This window comes from Leptolyngbya sp. AN02str, from assembly GCF_050565595.1.
Classification (GTDB): Bacteria; Cyanobacteriota; Cyanobacteriia; order Elainellales; family Elainellaceae; genus Kaiparowitsia.
This window is the reverse complement of sequence record NZ_JBNXVR010000047.1, coordinates 24,440-45,185: the sequence shown is the minus strand read 5'-3', so window position 1 is coordinate 45,185 and position 20,746 is coordinate 24,440. Positions and strand designations below refer to the sequence as shown.

Here is a 20,746-nt window from a genome sequence, read left to right as displayed (position 1 = left end):
GCTGGTTTGAGTCGTAGCGTTTGTTCTAATTGGAACTGAAGCATTGCATGCGGCGTAAAGGCTTTTTAGGCAGGTAGTGATGAGCTTTGCTTGTCCAGTCTTGCCCGATACCTTAGTCCTGCTCGTTGCGTTCACATTGGCATGGCACTACTACACGGTAGCTGGATTTCTCTATCCCAGATGCACTCTGTCGCTGTCGATCCAGCCTTGGCAGATGCACCTTGGCCGTTGTCCCAAACGGGGGCGTTTGTGCTTTGGGGGGAAGTATGGCGGCGGGTAGAGCCGATGAGCCAACTGCCTGATGAGGTGCAACCGCTGCCCTACGCCATGGCACAGCCGGAACTGATGGAATGGCTGCGATCGCTCCACCATGCCCACCAAATTCAGTGGAGCGTGGCAGATGTACCGCTCGAAGCTCCTACTGCTGCCCAAGCCAATCAGCGTGGAAAAACCGCCACGCTAGAACGCAAAGCCGAACCTGCGAACGCTTCAAGCGCAATTCAACGGTGGATCGCGCTACCGTTTGCGGTACCCACCACCCGCATTGAGGGCAAGCGGCGCACCAAAAAAGTCACCCTGCTACCCCATTACTCGGTGCGCTTGGCAGATGAAGAAGCGGATGAGCATCCGGTAGAGCTGCGCCCCTGGCAGGTGAACTGCATGGTGTTGCAACCGTTGGAGGCGATCGCTCTGCTCAACTCGTTGCCCCTCGCGGTTGGCTCCGAGGCCGATTCGTTTATGGGCAGTGATTTGCGGTTTTGGTCTCATGCGGCCCGGTGGAGCTTGGACCTAATTGCACGATCGCGATTTTTGCCAGGGCTGCGGGAGCACGAGTCGGCGGCCCATTCCATTTGGCAAGTGCTGCTCGACAGCAGTACCGATCAAGAACGGCTCCAGCAGTTTGTGAAACAGATGCCGCCTGCCTGCTGTGCCTATGGGGCGATCGCTCAACCCGACTTAGCAGCCCCTCTCATGCCTGCCCGCACGCTGCTGCTCGACTTCCTAAACACAAGTGTGGATGCTCAGGTGCGGGGCGCGATCGCCAATCAATCCTTGCCCAAACTGCCGCTGTCACAGGAATCGGTTTTGCTCGCTTGGTTGCATCATTTGGAAACTGACTCGGCGATCGCAGCAGAACCGTTACTGATCGAGCGCTTAACGTCTTTAATTGACCAATGGCAAGCCCCGTTTCAGCGACAGCTGTCGCAACAGTTCAACTCATTTCGCACCTGCCTCATTCTCAATCCGCCACTCCCTAACCAAACCAACTGGCAGCTCGAATTTGGCCTACAAGCCAACGATGACCCCGATGTTGTGGTGAAAGCCCACACCCTTTGGCAAAATCCGGTGGAACAGCTCACCGTTCAAGGGCGAACCATCGAGCAACCCCAGGAAACACTGCTGGCCGGCTTGGGCCTTGCATCCCGTTTGTACCCCATGCTGGAATCCAGTTTGGAGGTGCAACAGCCAGAAACCTGTGCGATCGATCCGCTCCAGGTATACGACTTCATCAAATCCACAGCCAGCCGCCTGCGAGATAGCGGCATTGGGGTCGTGCTGCCGCCCAGCCTCGCCACCGAAGGGGGTTGGGCAACGCGGCTGGGGCTTAGCATTCAAGCAGAGCCACCCAAATCGACGAAGGGTTTGGGGCTTAAGAGTTTGCTCAACTTTCGATGGGAGCTGACGATTGGTGGGCAACGCTTGAGCAAGGCTGAGTTCAATCGCCTGGTCAAGCTCAATACGCCATTGGTGAACATCAACGGCGAATGGGTAGAACTGCGATCGCAGGATATTAAAGCGGCGCAAGCATTTTTTGAAACCCGCAAAGACCAGATGAGCCTGTCGCTTGAAGATGCCCTGCGCATTAGCACCGGCGACACGCAAACAATTGAAAAGCTACCCGTGCTCAGCTTTGAAGCATCGGGAGCGCTGCAAGATTTGATTCAAGCGCTGACTCAGGGCAACCAAAGCATTGAGCCATTGTCCACTCCTCATGGATTCACCGGAGAACTCCGCCCCTATCAACAGCGGGGTGCTGCGTGGATGTCGTTTTTACAGCAGTGGGGCTTAGGAGCTTGCTTAGCGGATGACATGGGGTTGGGTAAGACGGTGCAATTTATTGCACTCATGCTGCATTTACAAGAGCAAGAGGCTTTGGAGAAGCCAATTTTGCTGGTGTGTCCCACCTCGGTGCTGGGCAACTGGGAGCGCGAGGTGAAGCGGTTTGGGCCTAGTCTGCGGGTGTTGGTGCACCATGGCGACAAGCGATCGCAGGGCAAAGCCTTTGCCAAAGTAGCCAAGTCGGTGGATTTGCTCATTACCAGCTATGCGCTGGTGTATCGCGACGAGGAATCGCTGAAGAGTGTGGGCTGGCAGGGCATTGTGCTAGATGAAGCGCAGAATATTAAAAATCCCGAAGCACGCCAGTCGCAAGTGGTACGGCAACTAGAGGCGGATTTTCGGATCGCGCTGACTGGAACCCCGGTTGAAAATCGCCTGTCGGAACTGTGGTCCATTATGGATTTCTTGAATCCCGGCTATTTAGGGCCACGCAACTTTTTTCAGCGACGGTTTGCCATGCCCATTGAGCGCTACGGAGACACCGCTTCGCTTAAAACCCTGCGATCGCTCGTGCAGCCGTTTATTTTGCGCCGTCTCAAAACCGATCGCACTATCATTCAAGATCTCCCCGAAAAGCAGGAAATGTCAGTTTTCTGCGGGCTAACAGCTGACCAGGCTGCGATATACCAGGGCTTGGTTGACCAGGCCCTGGAAGATATTGAAGCTGCGGAAGGCATTCAGCGGCGCGGCAAAATTTTGGCCTTGCTGACGCGGCTCAAGCAGGTGTGCAATCATCCCGACTTGGTGGGAATTGCCAGCGATGAGGATGAAGACTCCTCAGCCGATTCCCCCAGTCCCAAAGCCAGTAAAAAAGGGAAGCGCGACAAGCAAAACCTGGCTGATGTGTTGGCTCAACCAGCGGCATTTTTAGCAAAGTCGGGTAAGCTACAGCGGTTAACAGAAATGCTAGAAGAGGTGCTTTCGGAAGGCGATCGCACGCTGGTCTTTACTCAGTTTGCAACCTGGGGCACCTGGATGCAGACCTATTTGCAACAGCAGTTTGGCCGCGAAGTGCTATTTCTGTACGGCAACACCAGCCAAAAACAGCGAGAAGAAATGGTGGATCGCTTCCAAAATGATCCGCAGGGACCCCGCATTTTTATTCTGTCGCTTAAAGCGGGTGGGGTTGGCCTCAATCTCACTCGCGCCAATCACGTCTTTCACTTTGATCGCTGGTGGAACCCTGCTGTCGAAAACCAAGCGACAGACCGAGCCTTTCGTATCGGGCAAACCCGCAATGTGCAAGTGCACAAGTTTGTATGTACAGGCACGCTCGAAGAACGCATTAATGAACTGATCGAGAGTAAAAAAGCGCTTGCCGAAAATATTGTTGGAACGGGCGAAAATTGGCTAACCGAACTAGATACCGAAGCGCTACGAGATCTCTTGCTGCTGGATCGTGCAGCCGTTATTGATGACTCACCCTAAACGCTTTCACCCACACCTTTCCCAAGCATGTGGTATTCTCCAGCGTTTAGCAAGGGTCATGTCTGCAAGGATTTGCAAAGCGATCGCATCTGTAGGACTGCTCTGTGAACTGGAAAGCTGTCTTAGCCTACTTGTACCTATACGTGTACCCATAAGCTTTGCATTCATCTTTCGATTCACACCACATCAACCCAATCAAAAACTGAGCAGGATATCGGGATGAGCAGATGGATTACAGAGGCGATCGCGTTTTTTTAGAATCGCGGTTTTAGAGAAAAAATACGGGTTCATCGAACTTTATTGAGCCGTTTGAACCGTTTGCTGATATTCGCTCGTGAGCTGAATTTGCTCCCACGTGTTCATGCGGGTTAGGGCATCTGGATTTTTGCCCTTTGCCTTCAAATAGTCAATTAGCTCGCGCCGAGTAGGCAAAAACCGCTTTGTCGTTGATTGAGACGGATGATGATTGCGTGTCATAGGGTTAAGGTTGCAATGTTACAAATGGGTAGAGGCAGGTTGCAGCACGGGGCCACTATTGGCGAGAACCGTGAAAGCCATTCTGCCGAATCGAAGAACCTGGAAAAGGAATTGCCCGATCACATGCGATCGCGACATGACTCTAGACTGACCTAATAAGATTAAGCCTTCAATAAAACCAGGTTTAATTTGCGAATTGGGCAATCGCTCTGAATGGCACAGGCTCAATAAACTGCGCAAAGATTAGCAATACAGCGATAGGATGCCCTATGTTCACAAGTGATACGAGAAATGACCTGTAGTGGCTTGGCGTATCAGAAACAGCGCACAGCTCAACATACCATCATTTCACCTACACCTAATAGTAATTGATACGAGCGATCGCTGCCTTCACCCATTAGGAAGATGGAAAACTCATCCAACGGGGATATGCATTTGCGCCCTAGTTGTCCTAAAAATTGATTGATTATTACACCACCATCACTCGATCCAAGGCCAGCTTAAGTCATGACTGAGCGGTGATATGTCCTCACATAGATCGCTTTAGGAACCCAATCAAAATCCTCGTTAGGCTGCCCGCTTAAAGTAAGCCACAACGCTATTTTCATTCACCGCATCATCGTTCAAATCGGCGGCAGCAACCAAGCTCCACCGCTCAGCCGTCATTTGGCTTAAAAAGTCAGGCCAGCGCTTTCCACGCCATTCCAAAACTTCTTGACCTTGCATCCGCAACCAAGTAATTTCCTGATTCCAGCCTTTCCCTTTCCAGCCGTAGGCGACGCTGCAATGTTCCATCATGCATACCTCAGAACTGTTAGAAAGATACATGGCCTTATCCAACGTGAAAGTCTCTCAAAAAAGTTATCTACTTCTTCCTATCCAAAAAATTAGCGACAAATTCCGTAAAGTTTTGTACCAGGTTTAACCGGCATCAACATTCTTCATCTCGGCTTTATCGCTCGATTCCAAGCCCAACATTAGCTTAATATTCCAACCAGACAACTCACCCAAATGGACTAAATTGCGACTCATCTGGTGGCAATTCGTTTGATTCACCCTGGTTAATTCAGAAGAGCGATCGCCGATTTTGTTCCCATCTTGCAATCAAACGTTGAAAACGCCCGTCAAAAACACACATTGGTCAAGCGTATTCATACCTGCTTTAACCGACGTTTCAGTTCAAACTACAGCAAGCTAAGCGAGCTTCGTTCGGTTGAGTTCACCTCGAATCATATTGACCTCCTCGCGCCAGCCCTGCACCAAGGGATCGGCGTTTGGATCTTTGCCCATTTTACGAACATGGTGTTTGCGAAATGCCAGCTCATTTTGCGCGTTGATGAGTGCCTCCGCCAACCGACGATTGGCCCCTTGAATGCGCCGGGTTTGAAAAATGCCATCCCGACGGATGAGTTCATACTCTTCAGGGGTTACAGCCGTATCCACTTCGGCACGCAACTCTTCCCGAATGACGTTGCGCTCCCAAATGCCGCTACGCCAGAGCAGAAGGGCAATTAAGGCCCAAAAAGGCACAAACAGCACTAGGTCTAACACGCTGCGCTGTAAAAACGCCTCCAAAAAGGATGGGTTGGGCGGAGTCATGGCCTCGGTTGAGGTGGGTTGTTCGATCTGTGCCCCAGCCAGCGTAAACAGCAGTGGCAATGCATTACTTAATGCATGAGCCGCGATCGCCAATATCCATCCCACGATAGGGGCCAAGATGCGCAACCACCCTTGGGTTGTTTGAATAGCCCAGCCCAAAAACAACCCCAGCAAACCACTAAACAACGCATGGCCCGATAAGCCAAACAGTGAGTAGCGTGCCCCCAACTGCAACCCCCAAGGCGCAAAGTCAAAAGCCGCAAAACTTTGAGCCACATACAGAGCAGATTCCAAACAATTAAAACCAATCCCAACTAGTGCTCCATAAATGAACCCGTCCCGCATGTTGTCAAACTCGGCGCTCAAAATTAGCAGCAGCGCCAAAATGCCCAATCCCTTAATGGTTTCTTCTACCAAGGGACCCGCCAGGGGAGCCCCCAGCAGCAATGCCGCTTGAGATCCCAACACAGCGCCAATCGTTGGGTTCGTGGTTAACCAATGTTGAATGGAGAGAATTATCGCTGAGTTAATGGGAAGAGATAGCCCGGTGGCAATAACCCCTCCCCACAAAAAAGCGGTGAGCATCGCCAAGGGAGATTCTCGTTCGCGCCGATCGAGATACCAAAGAACTGCAATCGGAACAAGGCTTAAGAGGGATGACAACAACAACGCTTGAAAGAACACAGTGACGGCTTCTGGCTTAAATGCGGCAAGCGCTGCCAATAAGTTAAAGAAAGCCAAAACCAGAGCCAATACCAAAACGCTCAACACAATGATGGCTAGGGCATTGCGTTTTAAGGGAGATCCGTAAAATAGGCGATCGCGATTGGATTGAGTCATAGTTCAAAGCCTTGTGTGATCTCATCGTCAGCATTTTATCCCTGTTGCCTTGAACAAGGAATATATCGTTGGAGTTCGATTTGTTCCTAAGCCGTTGACATCTGCGGCCTGCATTCTTGAATGGGTAGTGGTGATGGCTGAGTGCTTCAGCGCTGATCTTGCTCAGACGATGCGTAAACAATTTCGTCTTCGGGCTGCCATGCAGGATCCACAATGCAGATAAACATCAAGGGCTCTGTGCCAATATTTTCGATAAATTGTCGGGCATGGGGAGGAATGTAAATGCCGTCTCCGGGTTTCACCAGTTGCACTTCATCCTGAATATGCATTTTGCCTTCACCGCTGAGAATGTAATAAACTTCCGACGTTTTGAGGGCATGGGGAGTCGAGGTTTTGCCAACAGGTACCGTGGCATGGGCAAAACTGTATTGCAGGGCGATCGCCTGCTTATCGGGATGAAATAGCTCTCGCAACAGCGTATTGTCGCCAGCTTTAAATTCAGGGCAATCCAGCAGATTCCGAATCAACATACCAATAGCTCACTTAGGTAATTAAGACGCTGATGACCATTCCCCCAAGGTTCCTGAATCAGACAAGCCCTGAATTAGACAAGTCTCGAATCAATTAGGACTTACACACGTCATCCGAAAAACCAGGGGATTGAATGATGGTTGGAGCGCTCAACGCTCCAACCATCATTCAACTGCGTACGGCCTGTCAAGATGCGACCACAGCACGTGACCAAGGAGGGAGCGGATGTAATGTACCATTTTTGATGGGCTAGGACATGCTTTCAATCCTCATGATCCTCCTCGATTTTTTTGAACGAAGGACAATTGGTAATGACGACTCTAGAATCTGCTGCTCCCCTGCGCTATGCCATCATTGGAACGGGAGCCCTGGGTGGATTCTACGGTGCGCGCTTACAGCAAGCAGGCTTAGAAGTTCACTACTTACTCCGCAGCGATTACGAGCATGTGCGGCAGCATGGGCTAATCATCGAATCGCCCGATGGAAACTTTAGGCTGCCTTCTGTCTATGCTCATCACACACCAGAAACCATGCCCAAGTGTGATGTAGTTGTGATTGCGCTAAAGACCACACAAAACCACGTGCTGCCCAAGCTATTACCAGCTTTAATGGATGCCCAAAATACAGTTTTGGTGCTACAAAATGGACTCCAGGTTGAAGATGAGGTGGCTGCAATTGTGGGTGCGGATTGCGTAATTGGGGGATTGTGCTTTCTTTGCTCCAACAAAGTTGGGCCAGGCCATATCCACCATTTAGATTACAAAAAGATCACCATGGGGGTGTATGGAGCGAATGGCCAGCCCATCGGTATTACGCCTCGCCTCCGGCACATCGCAGCCGATTTTGAGCAGGCTGGAATTCCCATTGAGTTGTCGGATGACTTGGTACTGGCCCGATGGAAAAAGCTGATATGGAATATTCCCTTTAACGGGCTATCGGTTGTGCTAAACGCAACGACAGATCAAATGATGACTCATGGGGATACCTATCATCTTGCAGAAGAGTTGATGCAGGAAGTCGCCTTAGGCGCAAAAACTCAGAGTCGCCACATCCCTCCTAGTTTTTTGGATGACATGCTAGAGCACACCGCAAACATGAAGCCCTACCGAACCAGTATGAAAATTGACTATGATGAGCGTCGGCCATTGGAGGTAGAAACGATGTATGGCAATCCGCTGCGGGTGGCGGCGCAGGGTGGCGTTGCATTGCCCAAGATTGCTATGTTGTATCACCAACTTCGGTTTTTGGATGCGCGAAATCGGGGTGTGGCTCCGATTTCGCCAGCGTGAGGGGCACAACCAAGCGGCCACCGTGCGCGATACTTGAGACAGAAGGACAAGAGGAGCGCGATCGCCATGACACAAGCATTACAAGAAGCACAAGCCGAGTTAGGAGCCACCTTTGCAGAACGGGGAGCGATGCAAATTCCCATAAGCTTTGGGAATGATGAGGCGGCACGACAGGCAGCACAGAGGGGCGTTGCTGTGTACGATGCTTCTCATTGGGGGCGCATTTTGGTGTCGGATAGCGATCGCCTACGTTTTTTGCACAATCAATCCACCAATGCCTTTGAGCAACGACAGCCTGGAGAAGGTTGCGACACAGTTTTTGTAACGCCAACCGCACGCACAATTGATCTGACAACCGCTTACATTTTGGAAGATGCTGTGCTCTTGTTGGTCTCTCCAGACAAGGACAAAGATCTGATCAAATGGATGGATCGGTTCATCTTTTTTGCAGACAAAGTGAAACTAGAAAATCAGACTCCCACCACCACCACCTTTCGCTTGATTGGGCCTGAAAGTGAAGCATTGGTGAATCGTCTGGGAATTGACCCACTAAAAGATCAACCATATGGAACGCATCAACTCGTCAGCTTAAACGGAATAGAGGTGAGAATTGCAGTGGGAAGCGGATTGGCGATCGCAGGCTACACCTTGATCACTCAGATTGAGCATGCAGCCACCGTATGGAAAAGCCTAGCCAGTCTGGGAGCAGTTCCCTTGGGCGAGCAAGCGTGGAACCAACTGCGAGTCATCCAAGGTCGGCCCGTTCCAGGTCAAGAATTGACAGAAGACTATAACCCGCTTGAGGCAGGACTGTGGAGCACCATTTCCTTTCAAAAAGGTTGCTACATTGGACAAGAAACGATCGCACGACTGCAAACTTACCGTGGCGTTAAACAGCAACTGTGGGGCATTCAGCTTCCCACAATTGTAGAGCCTGGAAGTGTTATCACATCGGGAGAAGACAAAATTGGGAAGCTCACTAGCTGTGTTGCAGTCTCTGAGGGCTATGTCGGGTTGGCTTATATTCGCACCAAGGCCATTGAACTCGCCCAAACACAAGTTGAGGTGGAAGGAGTTGCAGGCAGCTTGGTTGCCCTTCCCTTTGTGAGCCACGAGTACCCTTAAGCCCACGGGCGAATCCTAACCGCCTTGCCGCGTGGATGAGCCAAAGATCGGCAAATTGAAATGACGTTAAGGGGAACGGACGGGTTGATGGATGCTTTTCCAACGGTTTTGTTTCCAGACCCTGCTGCGATCGCGATCGCCCCGGCAGGGCTTAGTCTTAATCCAGCAAGAGGCCATGCCGAACATCAGTTTGAGCGGGATTTGTGGCAATTTTTTCCCGGCAAGATCCAAACGGGGCTAGAGCTGCACCGTCCTGGGTTTCGTCAGCCCTATCGGCCAGATTTTGCCTATGTTGATGGGGAGCAGCATCTCTTTATGGATATTGAGGTGGATGAACCCTATGCCCACGTGTCGCGCAAACCCTTGCACTACCTTGGTTGCCCAAAAGATCGCGCTCGCAATCAGTGGTTTTTGGCTGCGGGGTGGGTGGTGATTCGGTTTAGTGAGCGACAAGTGGTGCGATCGCCCGCAAGCTGCTGCAAAACCGTCGCTAGCGCGATCGCCCACATCACTGGCAATAGCTACATCATGAACCCGTTTCGAAATGTGCCAACGCTAAAGCCAGAACGCCGCTGGACACAAGCAGAAGCCACAAACTTTGCAGCGCACCATGACCGAGAACAATATTTAAGCAACCTAACTGAAGGATTGCATGAACAAGCACAAGATATATTCGCTAATGCAAAACTTCATTTAAGACAGCGCTCAAAACAGAAACAGCAGGCAAACCAAGCAGAATCTATTCATGAACGCTCAGGTAGACAAAAACAGCCCAAGTTTTCAGTCACCTCTCAATTCACATTCTATTGTCCGCAATGTGGAGAAGGCCCAATTCGCTGGCAGGGGCACTATGTTTGCTGTCCCACGTGCCGCTACGATGCGTTTGTGCTGTAGGGCGCGGACAACGGCGCGATCGCCCGCTTCAGCTGTTCATGTTCCATCGCCTCAAACAAAGCCCGAAAGTTTCCTTCCCCAAACCCCTTCGCTTGTTTTGGTTGATGATCTTCAACATAAACCTTGCGTTCAATCACTTCAAAAAAGAAAGTTGGTTCGTCAAAGATTGGCTGAGTAAACGCCTGCAACAGCATTGCCTGAGGATTGTTTGGCTGCCAATCAATCAAAATATGGTGCTGAGCGATCGCATGAATAAATTCTTGAGAAAGGCGACCCTGAGCCCTTTGAATCAGCTGTTCGTAATAGCTAGAAGGAACCGATAAAAACGCGAGACCCCGTTGCCGTAATTCTGCAATCGTGGCGATCGCATCGGAAGTTTGAATGGCAATATGTTGAATACCAGCCCCGTGGTTGTAATCTAAAAATTCCTGAATTTGCGAGTTGGCAGATGTGGGCTCATTGATGGGGAGTTGAGCCGTTCCGTGGGGGTGAACCAAGACCCGACTGCATAATCCAGAATGTCGTGTTTGAATCGTAAACTGTTGCTGCGCCAAAAAACCCAAATGGGCACAATACCATTGCACAGCCGCTTCCATCTGTCCGGCAACTACGTTCAGGACCGCGTGATCAATTCTGTCCTGTGACCAGTTCACCGATGTATCAAGGTCTTCGCAGCAGACGTGATCTTCCAATTCGGAATGATAGGTAAACAACCATTCACCACTGGGAATCACCTTCGTGTCGTTGCCTTGTATCAACGTATGCTGAAACCCATCCCACCCAGCGATCGCGCACCATTGAGTGCGACCCTGCTGTTGCAACGGACTGATGCACAAAGCGCCATGCTGCATGGCCTTGGCTAGTACAGGGGCGATCGCCTGGATCCGAAATGCAACATCCACCACTCCCGGGGGATGGTGGGTGAGATAGCGCGCAACCGGACTGGTATCAGCAATGGCAGACGATAGGAGGATCTTGATCGACCCTCGACACACAAACGCTGTTTGCGTGTGATGCTGAACGGGGCTATGCAGCGCGATCGCACGAAACCCCATCTTTTCAACAAACCAATCTCGTATTGACGCCGCATCGTGGACGTAAAAGTGAACGTGGTCAATTTCCATCCGTTCGTTCCCTGAACCAACATCGCCAAGGTTTGAAGCACCCAGCCCTTTAAAGAAAGACGTGACTCTCGGGCTGAATGTTCACCTCCAACGGAATGGCCTGTGGTTCAGCCGAGATCGCAAACAGAATAGCATCTGCCGCCGTTTCTGGGCGTAGCATTTTACTACGATCTACCTTCAGACTGACATTGTCCCAAAAGGGCGAGTCAATTCCACCAAAGTAGAACAGCGTAAACTTCACCCCAAACCGCTTCAGCTCATCAGCCATGCACTTGCTAAATCCCACCACGCCAAACTTCGACGCACAATACGCAGCTGCCATCGCCATGGGATGCTTGCCCAAAATGCCAACTACATTGCAAATGTGGCCGGACTTATGCTCTTTCATCACCTCGGCAGCCGCTTGGCAAGTGTAAAAACTGCCCTTCAGGTTTAAGTCCAACATTCGATCCAGGTCAGATGGCTCTAGCTTTTGATATTGCTTGAGCACACCAGCCCCGGCGCTGTTGACCAATACATCTAGCTTGCCAAACTGGGCCACCGTCTGTTGCATAAGCGCGATCGCTTGAGCCGAATCGGTAATATCGGTGGGAATTGCCACAACGTTTGTGGCCCCCAAGGCAGACAACTCTTCGGCCAAGGTTGCAAGGGGAATTGGGCGGCGGGCGGCAAGCACCAAGATTGCCCCCATAGATGCCAGCTTGTGGGCCAGAGCCATCCCAATTCCTCCCGTAGCTCCCACAATGACAATGACTTTGTCGCGCATATTTACAATTTGTTACATTCTTTTCTTGATCATACGCACATTCCAAAAAGCAGCAACCTATAGGATTTGGGAGATTTTTGCGAACTTGACACTCGTCCCCTCATCAAATGAAACTTTATCTCAAATGCAAGGGCGGGTAGATGGAGTCCATCATCACACTCCCAAAAAAATAAAAAAATTGACTGCACCCTCAATTTATCGAGAAAACTGATCGGACTTCTAGCCACAGCAGGCTGTTGAGCACAAAGAGTCGGCTCCCAACGATATGTTTTTTTGAGATCTGGATTCATCTTCCATCAAAAAAACTGACCTAATTTAATGCAACTAATTCTCAATAAGTTAGAGATTTCCTGCTAAGCTATGGTGCAGGTACGGAACGAATGTTTCATCACCGATTGAGAGGAGAGAATGTTGTCGAGTTGGTTCTTGCCCTCGGCAAGATTGCGTAGGCATTAGCCGCGTCACCTGTTGAGTTTTCTGCCGATTGTATTAACTGTTGCTGCATTGCGATTGGGCGATCGCAGCGTTATTTGTGCTGCCAATGATTGGGCGATCGCGCCCGACAGGGTAGAGCACATCTCCTTCGTTCCATACCGTCACATCTGGAAGGAGATAGCATGCAAACTTACGATAATCCCAAAATTTCCTATGAATGGTGGGCAGGCAATGCTCGCTTCGCAAACCTCTCTGGCCTTTTTATTGCTGCTCATGTGGCCCAAGCGGCGCTCATCACCTTTTGGGCTGGCGCGTTTACCTTATTTGAAATGTCCTGGTACGATCCCACCTTGCCCATGGGTGAACAGGGACTCATCTTGTTGCCCCATTTAGCCACGCTTGGCTTTGGCGTGGGGGATGGAGGGCAAGTTGTGGATACCTATCCTTACTTTGTCATTGGCGCGCTGCATTTAATTTCTTCGGCTGTGTTGGGGGCAGGAGCCCTGTTCCACACCTTCAAGGCTCCCGAAGATCTCAGCACCGCAAAAGGACAAGCCCGCAAGTTTCACTTTAGCTGGGATGATCCAAAGCAACTGGGCCTGATCTTGGGTCACCATTTGCTGCTGCTGGGGCTGGGTGCGCTGCTGCTGGTGGGTAAAGCCATGTGGTGGGGTGGCCTCTACGATGCCACAATCCAGGCGGTGCGCGTTGTGACGAATCCAACGCTCGATCCCCTGGTTATCTACGGCTACCAAACCCACTTCGCCAGTGTTGACAATCTAGAAGATCTGGTAGGTGGGCACATTTATGTGGCTGCGTTGCTCATTGCTGGCGGTATTTGGCACATTCTGGTGCCGCCTCTGGCCTGGGCAAAGCGGGTGCTCACCTTCTCGGGCGAGGCAATTCTTTCTTACTCCCTCGGTGGCATTGCGCTCGCTGGATTTGTGGCAGCTTACTTTTGTGCAGTCAATACATTGGCCTACCCTGTGGAGTTTTATGGCCCAGCTTTGCAGGTCAAGCTGGGAGTATCGCCTTATTTTGCCGATACGGTAGACCTACCCATGGGTGCCCACACCTCTCGCTGCTGGCTGGCCAATGCCCACTTTTTCCTGGCGTTCTTTTTCCTGCAGGGCCATCTCTGGCACGCACTGCGAGCGATGGGGTTTGACTTTAAGCGCGTTGAAAAAATGCTCAGCGCGGTTGAAGGCTAAGCCCTGCTAGCCATCTAAAACTGGATGGGCCTCACAACTCGGCCCATCCATCACGCTCCCCATACGTTGTTTTGGATGGCTGCACGACGTTTTCCCAAATTGACGAGAACTTGACAAGATACGAATTACGGATGACCTATGGCAAAGATTGCGCTCTTTTTTGGAACCCAAACCGGAAACACTCAAACCATTGCAGAAACAATTCAACAGCAAATGGGTGGAGATAGTGTTGTCACGGTTTACGACATTGCCGATGCAGAACCCAGTAACTTTGATGAGTATGAATGCATCATCATCGGTTGTCCAACCTGGAATATTGGCGAACTGCAATCAGATTGGGAAGGTTTTTATGATGAGCTGGATGCGATCGCGTTTAACGGCAAAAAGGTAGCGTATTTTGGGGCGGGCGATCAGGTTGGATATGCCGACAATTTCCAGGATGCAATGGGCATTTTGGAAGAAAAAATTTCGCAGCTAGGTGGCAAAACGGTTGGCTACTGGCCCGTTGATGGCTATGACTTTAACGAATCGAAAGCGGTTAAAAACGGTAAGTTCGTTGGTTTGGCATTGGACGAAGATAACCAAGCAGAACTGACCGATGAACGCATTGCAGCCTGGGTGGCTCAAGTTAAGCAAGAATTTGGCATTTAGCTGATAACAGCTTGTCGATAAACATCTTGTGAAATCTGAATTGTCTTGATTTCACAAGATCAGGACTTACGCAGTTGAATGATGTTTGGAGCGCTGAGCACCCCAAACATCATTCAATCCCCTAGTTTTTCGGATGACGTGCGTCAGTCCTAAATATGTCCTCTTTTGTTTGTTGTGTTGTGTATTTCGTATTAAAACCAGAGGATCAGCCCTTGATTGATAAGATTCCAGATGTGGTTTGGTTAAATGTGAGTCCGGCGTTAGCCCGGTTTCACCATCCTGTCATGAAGCAACTATCCCATCAATCCTTGGTCGCGTTTTGGGAGTATGTGCACAATCAAGATGAGGCGAATTCGCTGGAGGATGCACTCGAGGTTTTGCATCGGTATCTCTCTAGTTGGGATGAGCCCGTCCATTTAGTTGGGCACAGTACTAGTGGAACGCTGGGGTTGCTGTATGCTCAAAAGTTTCCAGAGAAGGTGCGATCGCTCACTCTCTTGTCTGTAGGAATTCATCCACTCATTGATTGGCAAGCGCATTACTACAACAACCGACGACGGTTTCACTGCGCCCGCGAGCTGTTGTTAGCGCAAATGGGGAAATTGCTATTTGGCGATTGGAGTCGCCTTGTGGGTCAACGCGTGATCGAGTTACTGGATGCGGATCTCAATACGAGTTTGTCGCCCCATACGCTGTATCACGTGGTATCCATGGCTCCGGTGTCGGTATCGGTGCCGCTGTTAGTGTGTGGTGGTCAGATAGATGGAGTGCTCTCGCCCCATGAAATGGAAGGATGGCGATCGCTCTTTTCCACCTCGGTCGCTTGCATGACCTCTCGCCTGTGGCTGTGTGCTAATGAGGGTCACTTTTTTCACTACTTTCGGCCTGAACTCACGGCTTGCCATATGCAAAGTTTTTGGCAATCTATTCAGTCAGCATACTGCCGTTCGGCGATCGCAATCGGTTCGTAACCCTTTACCCCAACCTCATCAATTCACCCACATTACAGGAGTTGAACAGTCACCATGGCGACTCTCAATCATGTCTTTTCATCTGCGGTTCGATTTTCAACCCGAAGGTTTGGCCGACGTGAGTATTTGCCAACCGATCGCACCCATGCTTGGCAGCTCCATTCTGGCTATGTCCGCATGTTTGCACAGGATGACCAGGATGCGATCGCCACTTTGGGACTGTGGCGGGCGGGCGATATCGTAGGGCATTTTGGAGGGACCAATCAGCCTTGTTTTATTGAATGCTTGACCCCGGTTGAGGCAACTCCAGTCAACTTAAATAATTTGAATCAACATGAAATTTTGATGGCGCAACTTCAGCAAAACCAGGGATTAGTTCGCATTCTCCACCAGAAAAGGGTTGAGCTGCGTCTGTTGGCATTTTTGCAATGGTTGGCAACACAGTATGGATGCCCCATGCCCCAAGGCACCCTCATCGACATGCCTCTCACCCATCAAGATATTGCCGATGCAATTGGCAGTACTCGGGTTACCGTTTCGCGCCTGATTAAACGACTGTATAGCCGAGGAGAGGTAACCTATCGGCGGCATCGCTACATGTTGCTGGGTGTAGAGATATGTGAGTCGTGAAGACCGAGATCCGTTAGTAGATTGCTAACTGTGAAGCGAAGGGTATTTCAGCTATTCTCCAGACAAGATTGGACGATGCCACATTCGAGCAAGCAGACCATGCTTGGGAGCCAAAATCATCGTCAGCATAAAGAGCAGCGTTTGTACCAAGACGATGCATCCTCCAGTGGATGCATCTAAGTGAAAGCTAATAAAGGTTCCAAGAACGCAAGAGCAAATGCCACAAATAACCGAAATGACCATCATATGATTGAAGCGATCGCTCAACAGATACGCAGTTGCTCCAGGTGTGACTAACAATGCCACAACTAAAACGACACCAACCGCCTGCAATGCAACCACAATTGTGAGCGATAGCAATGTCAGCAAAATATAATACAGAGCAGTAATATTCAAGCCAATGGATTGCGCATGGGTTGGATCAAAGCAAAATAGCAACAGGTCTTTGCGGAGGATCAAAATCGTGATGAGTGCGATCGCTCCAATCAACACCGTTTGTACAATCTCTGCATTGGGAATGCCCAACACATTGCCAAACAAAATGTGCATGAGATCCACATTGCTAGGAGTTTTGGAAATGAGAACCAGCCCTAATGCAAAAAAACCTGTAAAGACTAGCCCAATCACCGTATCTTCTTTGATACGAGTTTTTGCTTGAATGAAGCCAATCGCTAGAACCGAGCCAACTCCAAAAACAAACGCTCCGATCGCAAATGGAATATTGAGAATGTAGGCTAATACGACACCGGGCATTACCGAGTGCGACACAGCATCGCCCATTAGTGCCCATCCTTTCAGTGTCATATAACAGGATAGTACCGAGCACACAATACCGATAAAGGCACTCACCAATATCGCCTTAACCATGAATTCATACTGTAATGGTTCTAAGAACCACTGCTGAATCATTTGCAACATGTTGGTACCGCACTCAAAATGATAGATAGGTAGAGAGATGGCGATCGCCATTTTGATGAGGCCAGCTTTGGGAGTAGCAAGGCTGTTCTCAAAACTGGCCCTGCCTTAACGACACTGGCGACAGCGGTAAAAGTGAAGATAAATAGCACGAAAAATTTTCGTCTGAGTCAACTCGATAATTTAAGCAATTTTGGGTGCAATGCCACCGAAAGTGCGGTTAAGGTTCTCTTGGGTAAACACCTCAGCAGTCGGCCCGTAGGCCAAAATCGTTTGATTGATAAACACGACCTGATCGCAAAATGTTGAAATAGATGCCAGATCGTGGGTGGAAATAAGAATGGTGTGACCGCGATCGCGCAATGCAATCAACAGTTCAATCATGGCCTTTTCGGTTTTAATATCGACTCCACTAAAGGGTTCATCCAATAGCAAAACGGGAGCCTGTTGTGCGATCGCTCGTGCCAAAAATGCGCGCTTTTTCTGTCCACCTGACAACTCCCCAATTTGTCGGTGTTTAAACGAGGTCATTTGCACTTGGTTGATGCTGTCATCCACAATGTGGCGATCGCCCCGTTTGGGAATGCGGAGCAGATTCATGTGGCCATAGCGACCCATCATGACCACATCCCACACATCCACCGGAAAGTTCCAATCCACATCTTCGGACTGAGGCACATACGCCACCAGGTTTTGCTGCTGAGCCCGCCGCAACGGCAATCCATTAATCAGCACTCGGCCCGTTTGGGGGGCAACAAATCCCATAATGGCTTTGAACAGCGTAGATTTGCCGCTGCCATTCATGCCAACCAAGCCCACAATCGAGCCGGGATATAGCTTCAAACTGGCTCCATGAAGCGCCACCTTGCCGTTATAAGCAACGGTCACATCCTCAACTTGAACGCTCGGTGCGTGCATCATGAACCCTCCTGAAGGCCTTGAATTAATGTGTTGACGTTGTATTCCAGCAGCTTGAGATAGGTTGGCGCGTCACCTTGGGCTGCAGTTAGCGAATCGACATAGAAAACGCCCCCAAACTTGGCCCCAGACTCCTGAGCGACCTGCTGCTGGGCTCCAGCATTCACCGTGCTTTCACAAAACACGACGGGAACCTGATTCGCTTTGACAGTATCAATCGCCCGACGAATTTGCTGCGGTGTACCCTGCTGGTCGGAGTTAATAGCCCATAGGTAAATTTCCTGCAATCCATAGTTTTGGGCCAGGTAAGTAAAAGCACCTTCGCAGGTCACAATAAAGCGATCGCTCTCTGGCAATTTGGCCAATGCAGCTCGCAGGGTTTCATCAATTGCAAGAATTCGGTCGCGGTAGGCGGCGGCGTTGGCAGCGTATACATCCGCATGATCGGGATCTAGTTCGGATAGCGCTGCCCGAATATTGTCAACATAGATCAGCGCATTTTGAGGCGACATCCACGCATGGGGGTTGGGGCGATCGCGATAAGGCCCTTCCGAAATAGGAATTGCATCGATTCCTTCGGTCACCGTCACCCGAGGCACATCTTTGACACTGCCATAAAACCGCTCGGCCCAGCGTTCTAGCCCCATGCCGTTGTCCAAAATGAGATCAGCCTGCTGCGCCCTCACCAAATCGCTTGGGGTAGGTTCGTAGTCATGAATTTCAACCCCAGGACGGGTGAGCGATTGCACCACTGCGCGATCGCCCGCAACATTTTGGGCGATATCGGCCAACACCGTAAACGTGGTCAGCACAATGGGCTTGCCCTGGGCCGCTGCGTCAACACTGGCAGCAGATTCCACCGCTGCTTCAGAGTTCGATGTGGGAGCTGTTGCAGAGTTGGTACAGCCGCCAAGCCACAGACCAGTCACCAAAACCGACAAAACTGGGGCGATCGCCAGCCGAATGCCAACGTGGGGTAAATAAGAAAGAAAAGGGTGAATCGGCATATATCGGCGTTTCATAATCTTTTCATTTTTGATTCTATCGGATGTGGCTGCAAAAATGAAAGGAATATGAAATTCAACCCCAGTAAGATTTGCAAGATAACGCTAAGGGTAGAGAATCGCGATGTCGCCCATATTCCCCTGGGTTCTCCATGATCCCCTGGGTTCTGATATTGTTCGCTATCCTCCCTATTCCCTCATGGTTACCGGGTTAAATCGTCATCCCCTGGTTGCATTCTTTGTAGAGCGCAGGTAGAGCGAGGCCATGAATCGTCTCCCGGTAAAGCTGAAGAACGATTAATGCAGAAGGTCTCTGGGAATTTTGATAAGTTCGGTTTATCTTCGAGTTTTATTTTGTCGCAAAGAATACAGTTTTATTTATCGTTCTCCTCATCAAATCCTTATATTTGTCCTGTAGCTTCAGCGTGTAAACACTCTCTAAAAAAAAGTTCTTAGAAAATATGCCGTTGTCTAAAAAGTTGCTTGCCGAGTTTATCGGCACTTTTTGGTTGGTTTTAGGTGGGTGCGGTAGTGCTGTATTTGCTGCGGGTTTCCCCTACGATACAGATACCAATCCGCTAGGAATCGGTTTGCTGGGGGTTTCTCTGGCCTTTGGCTTGACGGTGTTTACCGGGGCCTATGCATTGGGTCACATTTCGGGTGGTCACTTTAACCCAGCTGTTTCGTTTGGGTTGTGGGCAGGCAAGCGGTTTCCTTCTAGCCAATTGCTGCCTTACATTGTGGCTCAGGTATTGGGTGCAATTTTGGCTGGCGGTTTGATTTATTTAATTGCAACGGGTCGGGCTGGGTTTGAACTGGCTGGCTCCAATCCTTTGGCGACGAATGGTTTTGGTGAGCATTCGCCCGGTGGTTATGGTTTGGCTGCCGCTCTGCTCGCTGAAATTGTGATGACGTTTATGTTTTTGATGGTGATTTTGGGTGTGACGGATGTGCGCGCTCCCAAAGGCTTTGCTCCTGCTGCCATTGGTTTGGCACTTACCCTGATTCACTTGATTAGCATTCCAATCACCAACACATCGGTAAACCCTGCTCGCAGCACGGGGGTCGCTTTGTTTGCAGGTGCTAGCCTGTTTAGCCAGGTGTGGCTGTTCTGGTTGGCTCCGATTGTGGGTGCGGTGTTGGCTGGATTTGTTTACAACCTCGTGTTTGAAGCATTGGAAGAACCTCAAGGGGTAGAAACGCTGCGATCGCCAGAGGTGTAGCGTCTAACCTTCTGCATCAACCAATTTGCTAAGGTATCACAAGGGCAGGTTGCCCTTTTTTTGTGTCTGTCGGTCATGCTCGATAGGAAAAGGACGCACCATGACGACTCGCCAACACTACACCGATGCCGAATGGAAAACGCTGGCGATCGCCCCGGTGGCCTGTGGCTATGCGGTGGCCATGAGTGAGCTAGGGGTGTTTTCTTCGGCATCGGAGGGATCAACTTTGGGGCAAGCTTTAGCAACGGCGAGCGATCGCTTTCCTGCCCATGAGCTAATTCATGCGCTGTTTACGGCGAACGATCAGCCTGTGAGTATCCAACCGCAAGATTTGGGAACAACGCCCGCCGCCGCATTGCAGCAAGCCATTACCCTATGCCACGCAGCGATCGCACTATTGCAGGAGCGATCGCCCGCTGAGCTTACCGATTACCAAACGCTTTGCTATTCCCTGGCGGAACAGGTAGCCCAGGCAACTGCGGAGACTCCACGCTCTCATCGGCCCACTCGCCCCCATCAACCCAAATCCGTTGGCGAGCACGAACAAGAGACCTTGCATCAGCTGCGATCGGCTCTGGGCCTGGAGATTTAACC

General features: G+C 50.4%; 20 protein-coding genes. 11 read left to right on the top strand and 9 right to left on the bottom strand.

The features are described 5' to 3' along the window. Window positions 1-141 precede the first annotated feature (141 nt). Window positions 142-3,549 carry a DEAD/DEAH box helicase gene (locus tag ACQ4M4_RS24620; RefSeq protein WP_430687126.1) on the top strand — a complete coding sequence of 1,136 codons (3,408 nt, stop codon included), beginning with the start codon at window positions 142-144 and terminating at the stop codon, window positions 3,547-3,549. A 297-nt stretch (window positions 3,550-3,846) separates the two neighbouring features. Here ACQ4M4_RS24620 and ACQ4M4_RS24615 read toward each other — a convergent pair whose 3' ends face one another. The 4 genes from ACQ4M4_RS24615 to ACQ4M4_RS24600 form a co-directional block, all read right to left on the bottom strand. Then, window positions 3,847-4,026: a hypothetical protein gene (locus ACQ4M4_RS24615; protein WP_430687125.1), complete on the bottom strand. Its 180-nt coding sequence runs from the start codon at window positions 4,024-4,026 to the stop codon at window positions 3,847-3,849. A gap of 567 nt (window positions 4,027-4,593) precedes the next feature. Further along, window positions 4,594-4,854 carry a hypothetical protein gene (locus tag ACQ4M4_RS24610; RefSeq protein ID WP_430687124.1) on the bottom strand — a complete coding sequence of 87 codons (261 nt, stop codon included), beginning with the start codon at window positions 4,852-4,854 and terminating at the stop codon, window positions 4,594-4,596. Between the two features lie 366 nt (window positions 4,855-5,220). Continuing rightward, complete coding sequence (locus tag ACQ4M4_RS24605) at window positions 5,221-6,465, bottom strand: PrsW family intramembrane metalloprotease (protein WP_430687123.1); 1,245 nt, start codon at window positions 6,463-6,465, stop codon at window positions 5,221-5,223. Between the two features lie 146 nt (window positions 6,466-6,611). Continuing rightward, window positions 6,612-6,995 carry a cupin domain-containing protein gene (locus ACQ4M4_RS24600; protein WP_430687122.1) on the bottom strand — a complete coding sequence of 128 codons (384 nt, stop codon included), beginning with the start codon at window positions 6,993-6,995 and terminating at the stop codon, window positions 6,612-6,614. A gap of 312 nt (window positions 6,996-7,307) precedes the next feature. On the opposite strand from ACQ4M4_RS24600, the gene ACQ4M4_RS24595 reads away from it, so the two are divergent. From ACQ4M4_RS24595 to ACQ4M4_RS24585, 3 genes are all read left to right on the top strand, one after another. Next, window positions 7,308-8,285 carry a putative 2-dehydropantoate 2-reductase gene (locus tag ACQ4M4_RS24595; RefSeq protein WP_430687121.1) on the top strand — a complete coding sequence of 326 codons (978 nt, stop codon included), beginning with the start codon at window positions 7,308-7,310 and terminating at the stop codon, window positions 8,283-8,285. A gap of 66 nt (window positions 8,286-8,351) precedes the next feature. Beyond that, on the top strand, window positions 8,352-9,410 hold the full coding sequence (locus ACQ4M4_RS24590; protein WP_430687120.1) for a YgfZ/GcvT domain-containing protein: 1,059 nt from the start codon (window positions 8,352-8,354) through the stop codon (window positions 9,408-9,410). A gap of 87 nt (window positions 9,411-9,497) precedes the next feature. Beyond that, window positions 9,498-10,304 (top strand): endonuclease domain-containing protein, encoded by an 807-nt coding sequence (locus ACQ4M4_RS24585; protein WP_430687119.1) that lies wholly within the window; start codon window positions 9,498-9,500, stop codon window positions 10,302-10,304. Here the strand turns inward: ACQ4M4_RS24585 and hppD are convergent. Both hppD and ACQ4M4_RS24575 read right to left on the bottom strand, forming a co-directional pair. Continuing rightward, complete coding sequence (hppD, locus tag ACQ4M4_RS24580; RefSeq protein ID WP_430687118.1) at window positions 10,283-11,428, bottom strand: 4-hydroxyphenylpyruvate dioxygenase; 1,146 nt, start codon at window positions 11,426-11,428, stop codon at window positions 10,283-10,285. The genes ACQ4M4_RS24585 and hppD overlap by 22 nt on opposite strands. 49 nt (window positions 11,429-11,477) lie before the next feature. Continuing rightward, window positions 11,478-12,194 (bottom strand): SDR family oxidoreductase, encoded by a 717-nt coding sequence (locus tag ACQ4M4_RS24575; protein ID WP_430687117.1) that lies wholly within the window; start codon window positions 12,192-12,194, stop codon window positions 11,478-11,480. A gap of 617 nt (window positions 12,195-12,811) precedes the next feature. Here ACQ4M4_RS24575 and ACQ4M4_RS24570 point away from each other — a divergent pair. The 4 genes from ACQ4M4_RS24570 (at window position 12,812) to ACQ4M4_RS24555 (ending at window position 16,092) form a co-directional block, all read left to right on the top strand. Further along, window positions 12,812-13,840, top strand: coding sequence for a chlorophyll a/b binding light-harvesting protein (locus tag ACQ4M4_RS24570; protein ID WP_430687116.1), 1,029 nt, complete (start codon window positions 12,812-12,814; stop codon window positions 13,838-13,840). A 138-nt stretch (window positions 13,841-13,978) separates the two neighbouring features. Continuing rightward, a complete protein-coding gene (gene fldA, locus ACQ4M4_RS24565) occupies window positions 13,979-14,491 on the top strand; it encodes a flavodoxin FldA (protein WP_430687115.1) in 513 nt (170 codons plus the stop codon). A gap of 212 nt (window positions 14,492-14,703) precedes the next feature. Next, on the top strand, window positions 14,704-15,462 hold the full coding sequence (locus ACQ4M4_RS24560) for an alpha/beta fold hydrolase (protein ID WP_430687114.1): 759 nt from the start codon (window positions 14,704-14,706) through the stop codon (window positions 15,460-15,462). Between the two features lie 54 nt (window positions 15,463-15,516). Further along, window positions 15,517-16,092: a Crp/Fnr family transcriptional regulator gene (locus tag ACQ4M4_RS24555; RefSeq protein ID WP_430687113.1), complete on the top strand. Its 576-nt coding sequence runs from the start codon at window positions 15,517-15,519 to the stop codon at window positions 16,090-16,092. A gap of 51 nt (window positions 16,093-16,143) precedes the next feature. Here the strand turns inward: ACQ4M4_RS24555 and ACQ4M4_RS24550 are convergent, their stop codons facing one another. The 3 genes from ACQ4M4_RS24550 to ACQ4M4_RS24540 all read right to left on the bottom strand — a co-directional run bounded on the left by ACQ4M4_RS24550 (window position 16,144) and on the right by ACQ4M4_RS24540 (window position 18,947). After that, window positions 16,144-17,010 carry a metal ABC transporter permease gene (locus ACQ4M4_RS24550; RefSeq protein WP_430687112.1) on the bottom strand — a complete coding sequence of 289 codons (867 nt, stop codon included), beginning with the start codon at window positions 17,008-17,010 and terminating at the stop codon, window positions 16,144-16,146. 180 nt (window positions 17,011-17,190) lie between these two features. Continuing rightward, the gene (locus tag ACQ4M4_RS24545; protein WP_430687111.1) at window positions 17,191-17,928 is read right to left on the bottom strand and encodes a metal ABC transporter ATP-binding protein; all 738 of its coding nucleotides are present in this window, start codon (window positions 17,926-17,928) and stop codon (window positions 17,191-17,193) included. Further along, on the bottom strand, window positions 17,925-18,947 hold the full coding sequence (locus ACQ4M4_RS24540) for a metal ABC transporter substrate-binding protein (RefSeq protein ID WP_430687110.1): 1,023 nt from the start codon (window positions 18,945-18,947) through the stop codon (window positions 17,925-17,927). The genes ACQ4M4_RS24545 and ACQ4M4_RS24540 overlap by 4 nt, the downstream gene beginning before the upstream one ends. Window positions 18,948-19,053: 106 nt before the next feature. Here ACQ4M4_RS24540 and ACQ4M4_RS24535 point away from each other — a divergent pair, with 106 nt between their 5' ends. From ACQ4M4_RS24535 to ACQ4M4_RS24525, 3 genes are all read left to right on the top strand, one after another. Beyond that, the gene (locus tag ACQ4M4_RS24535) at window positions 19,054-19,185 is read left to right on the top strand and encodes a hypothetical protein (protein WP_430687109.1); all 132 of its coding nucleotides are present in this window, start codon (window positions 19,054-19,056) and stop codon (window positions 19,183-19,185) included. Between the two features lie 205 nt (window positions 19,186-19,390). Continuing rightward, window positions 19,391-20,152: an aquaporin Z gene (gene aqpZ, locus ACQ4M4_RS24530; protein WP_430687108.1), complete on the top strand. Its 762-nt coding sequence runs from the start codon at window positions 19,391-19,393 to the stop codon at window positions 20,150-20,152. A gap of 100 nt (window positions 20,153-20,252) precedes the next feature. Then, window positions 20,253-20,744, top strand: a complete 492-nt coding sequence (locus ACQ4M4_RS24525) for a hypothetical protein (RefSeq protein ID WP_430687107.1) — start codon at window positions 20,253-20,255, stop codon at window positions 20,742-20,744. Window positions 20,745-20,746 lie beyond the last annotated feature (2 nt).

Excerpts from the sequence above, each read along its gene's own strand:
- ACQ4M4_RS24620 (WP_430687126.1), top strand. The coding sequence starts at position 142 with ATGGCACTACTACACGGTAGCTGGATTTCTCTATCCCAGATGCACTCT.
- ACQ4M4_RS24615 (WP_430687125.1), bottom strand. The coding sequence starts at position 4,026 with ATGACACGCAATCATCATCCGTCTCAATCAACGACAAAGCGGTTTTTG.
- ACQ4M4_RS24610 (WP_430687124.1), bottom strand. The coding sequence starts at position 4,854 with ATGTATCTTTCTAACAGTTCTGAGGTATGCATGATGGAACATTGCAGC.
- ACQ4M4_RS24605 (WP_430687123.1), bottom strand. The coding sequence starts at position 6,465 with ATGACTCAATCCAATCGCGATCGCCTATTTTACGGATCTCCCTTAAAA.
- ACQ4M4_RS24600 (WP_430687122.1), bottom strand. The coding sequence starts at position 6,995 with ATGTTGATTCGGAATCTGCTGGATTGCCCTGAATTTAAAGCTGGCGAC.
- ACQ4M4_RS24595 (WP_430687121.1), top strand. The coding sequence starts at position 7,308 with ATGACGACTCTAGAATCTGCTGCTCCCCTGCGCTATGCCATCATTGGA.
- ACQ4M4_RS24590 (WP_430687120.1), top strand. The coding sequence starts at position 8,352 with ATGACACAAGCATTACAAGAAGCACAAGCCGAGTTAGGAGCCACCTTT.
- ACQ4M4_RS24585 (WP_430687119.1), top strand. The coding sequence starts at position 9,498 with ATGGATGCTTTTCCAACGGTTTTGTTTCCAGACCCTGCTGCGATCGCG.
- hppD (WP_430687118.1), bottom strand. The coding sequence starts at position 11,428 with ATGGAAATTGACCACGTTCACTTTTACGTCCACGATGCGGCGTCAATA.
- ACQ4M4_RS24575 (WP_430687117.1), bottom strand. The coding sequence starts at position 12,194 with ATGCGCGACAAAGTCATTGTCATTGTGGGAGCTACGGGAGGAATTGGG.
- ACQ4M4_RS24570 (WP_430687116.1), top strand. The coding sequence starts at position 12,812 with ATGCAAACTTACGATAATCCCAAAATTTCCTATGAATGGTGGGCAGGC.
- fldA (WP_430687115.1), top strand. The coding sequence starts at position 13,979 with ATGGCAAAGATTGCGCTCTTTTTTGGAACCCAAACCGGAAACACTCAA.
- ACQ4M4_RS24555 (WP_430687113.1), top strand. The coding sequence starts at position 15,517 with ATGGCGACTCTCAATCATGTCTTTTCATCTGCGGTTCGATTTTCAACC.
- ACQ4M4_RS24550 (WP_430687112.1), bottom strand. The coding sequence starts at position 17,010 with ATGTTGCAAATGATTCAGCAGTGGTTCTTAGAACCATTACAGTATGAA.
- ACQ4M4_RS24545 (WP_430687111.1), bottom strand. The coding sequence starts at position 17,928 with ATGATGCACGCACCGAGCGTTCAAGTTGAGGATGTGACCGTTGCTTAT.
- ACQ4M4_RS24540 (WP_430687110.1), bottom strand. The coding sequence starts at position 18,947 with ATGAAACGCCGATATATGCCGATTCACCCTTTTCTTTCTTATTTACCC.
- ACQ4M4_RS24535 (WP_430687109.1), top strand. The coding sequence starts at position 19,054 with ATGTCGCCCATATTCCCCTGGGTTCTCCATGATCCCCTGGGTTCTGAT.
- aqpZ (WP_430687108.1), top strand. The coding sequence starts at position 19,391 with ATGCCGTTGTCTAAAAAGTTGCTTGCCGAGTTTATCGGCACTTTTTGG.
- ACQ4M4_RS24525 (WP_430687107.1), top strand. The coding sequence starts at position 20,253 with ATGACGACTCGCCAACACTACACCGATGCCGAATGGAAAACGCTGGCG.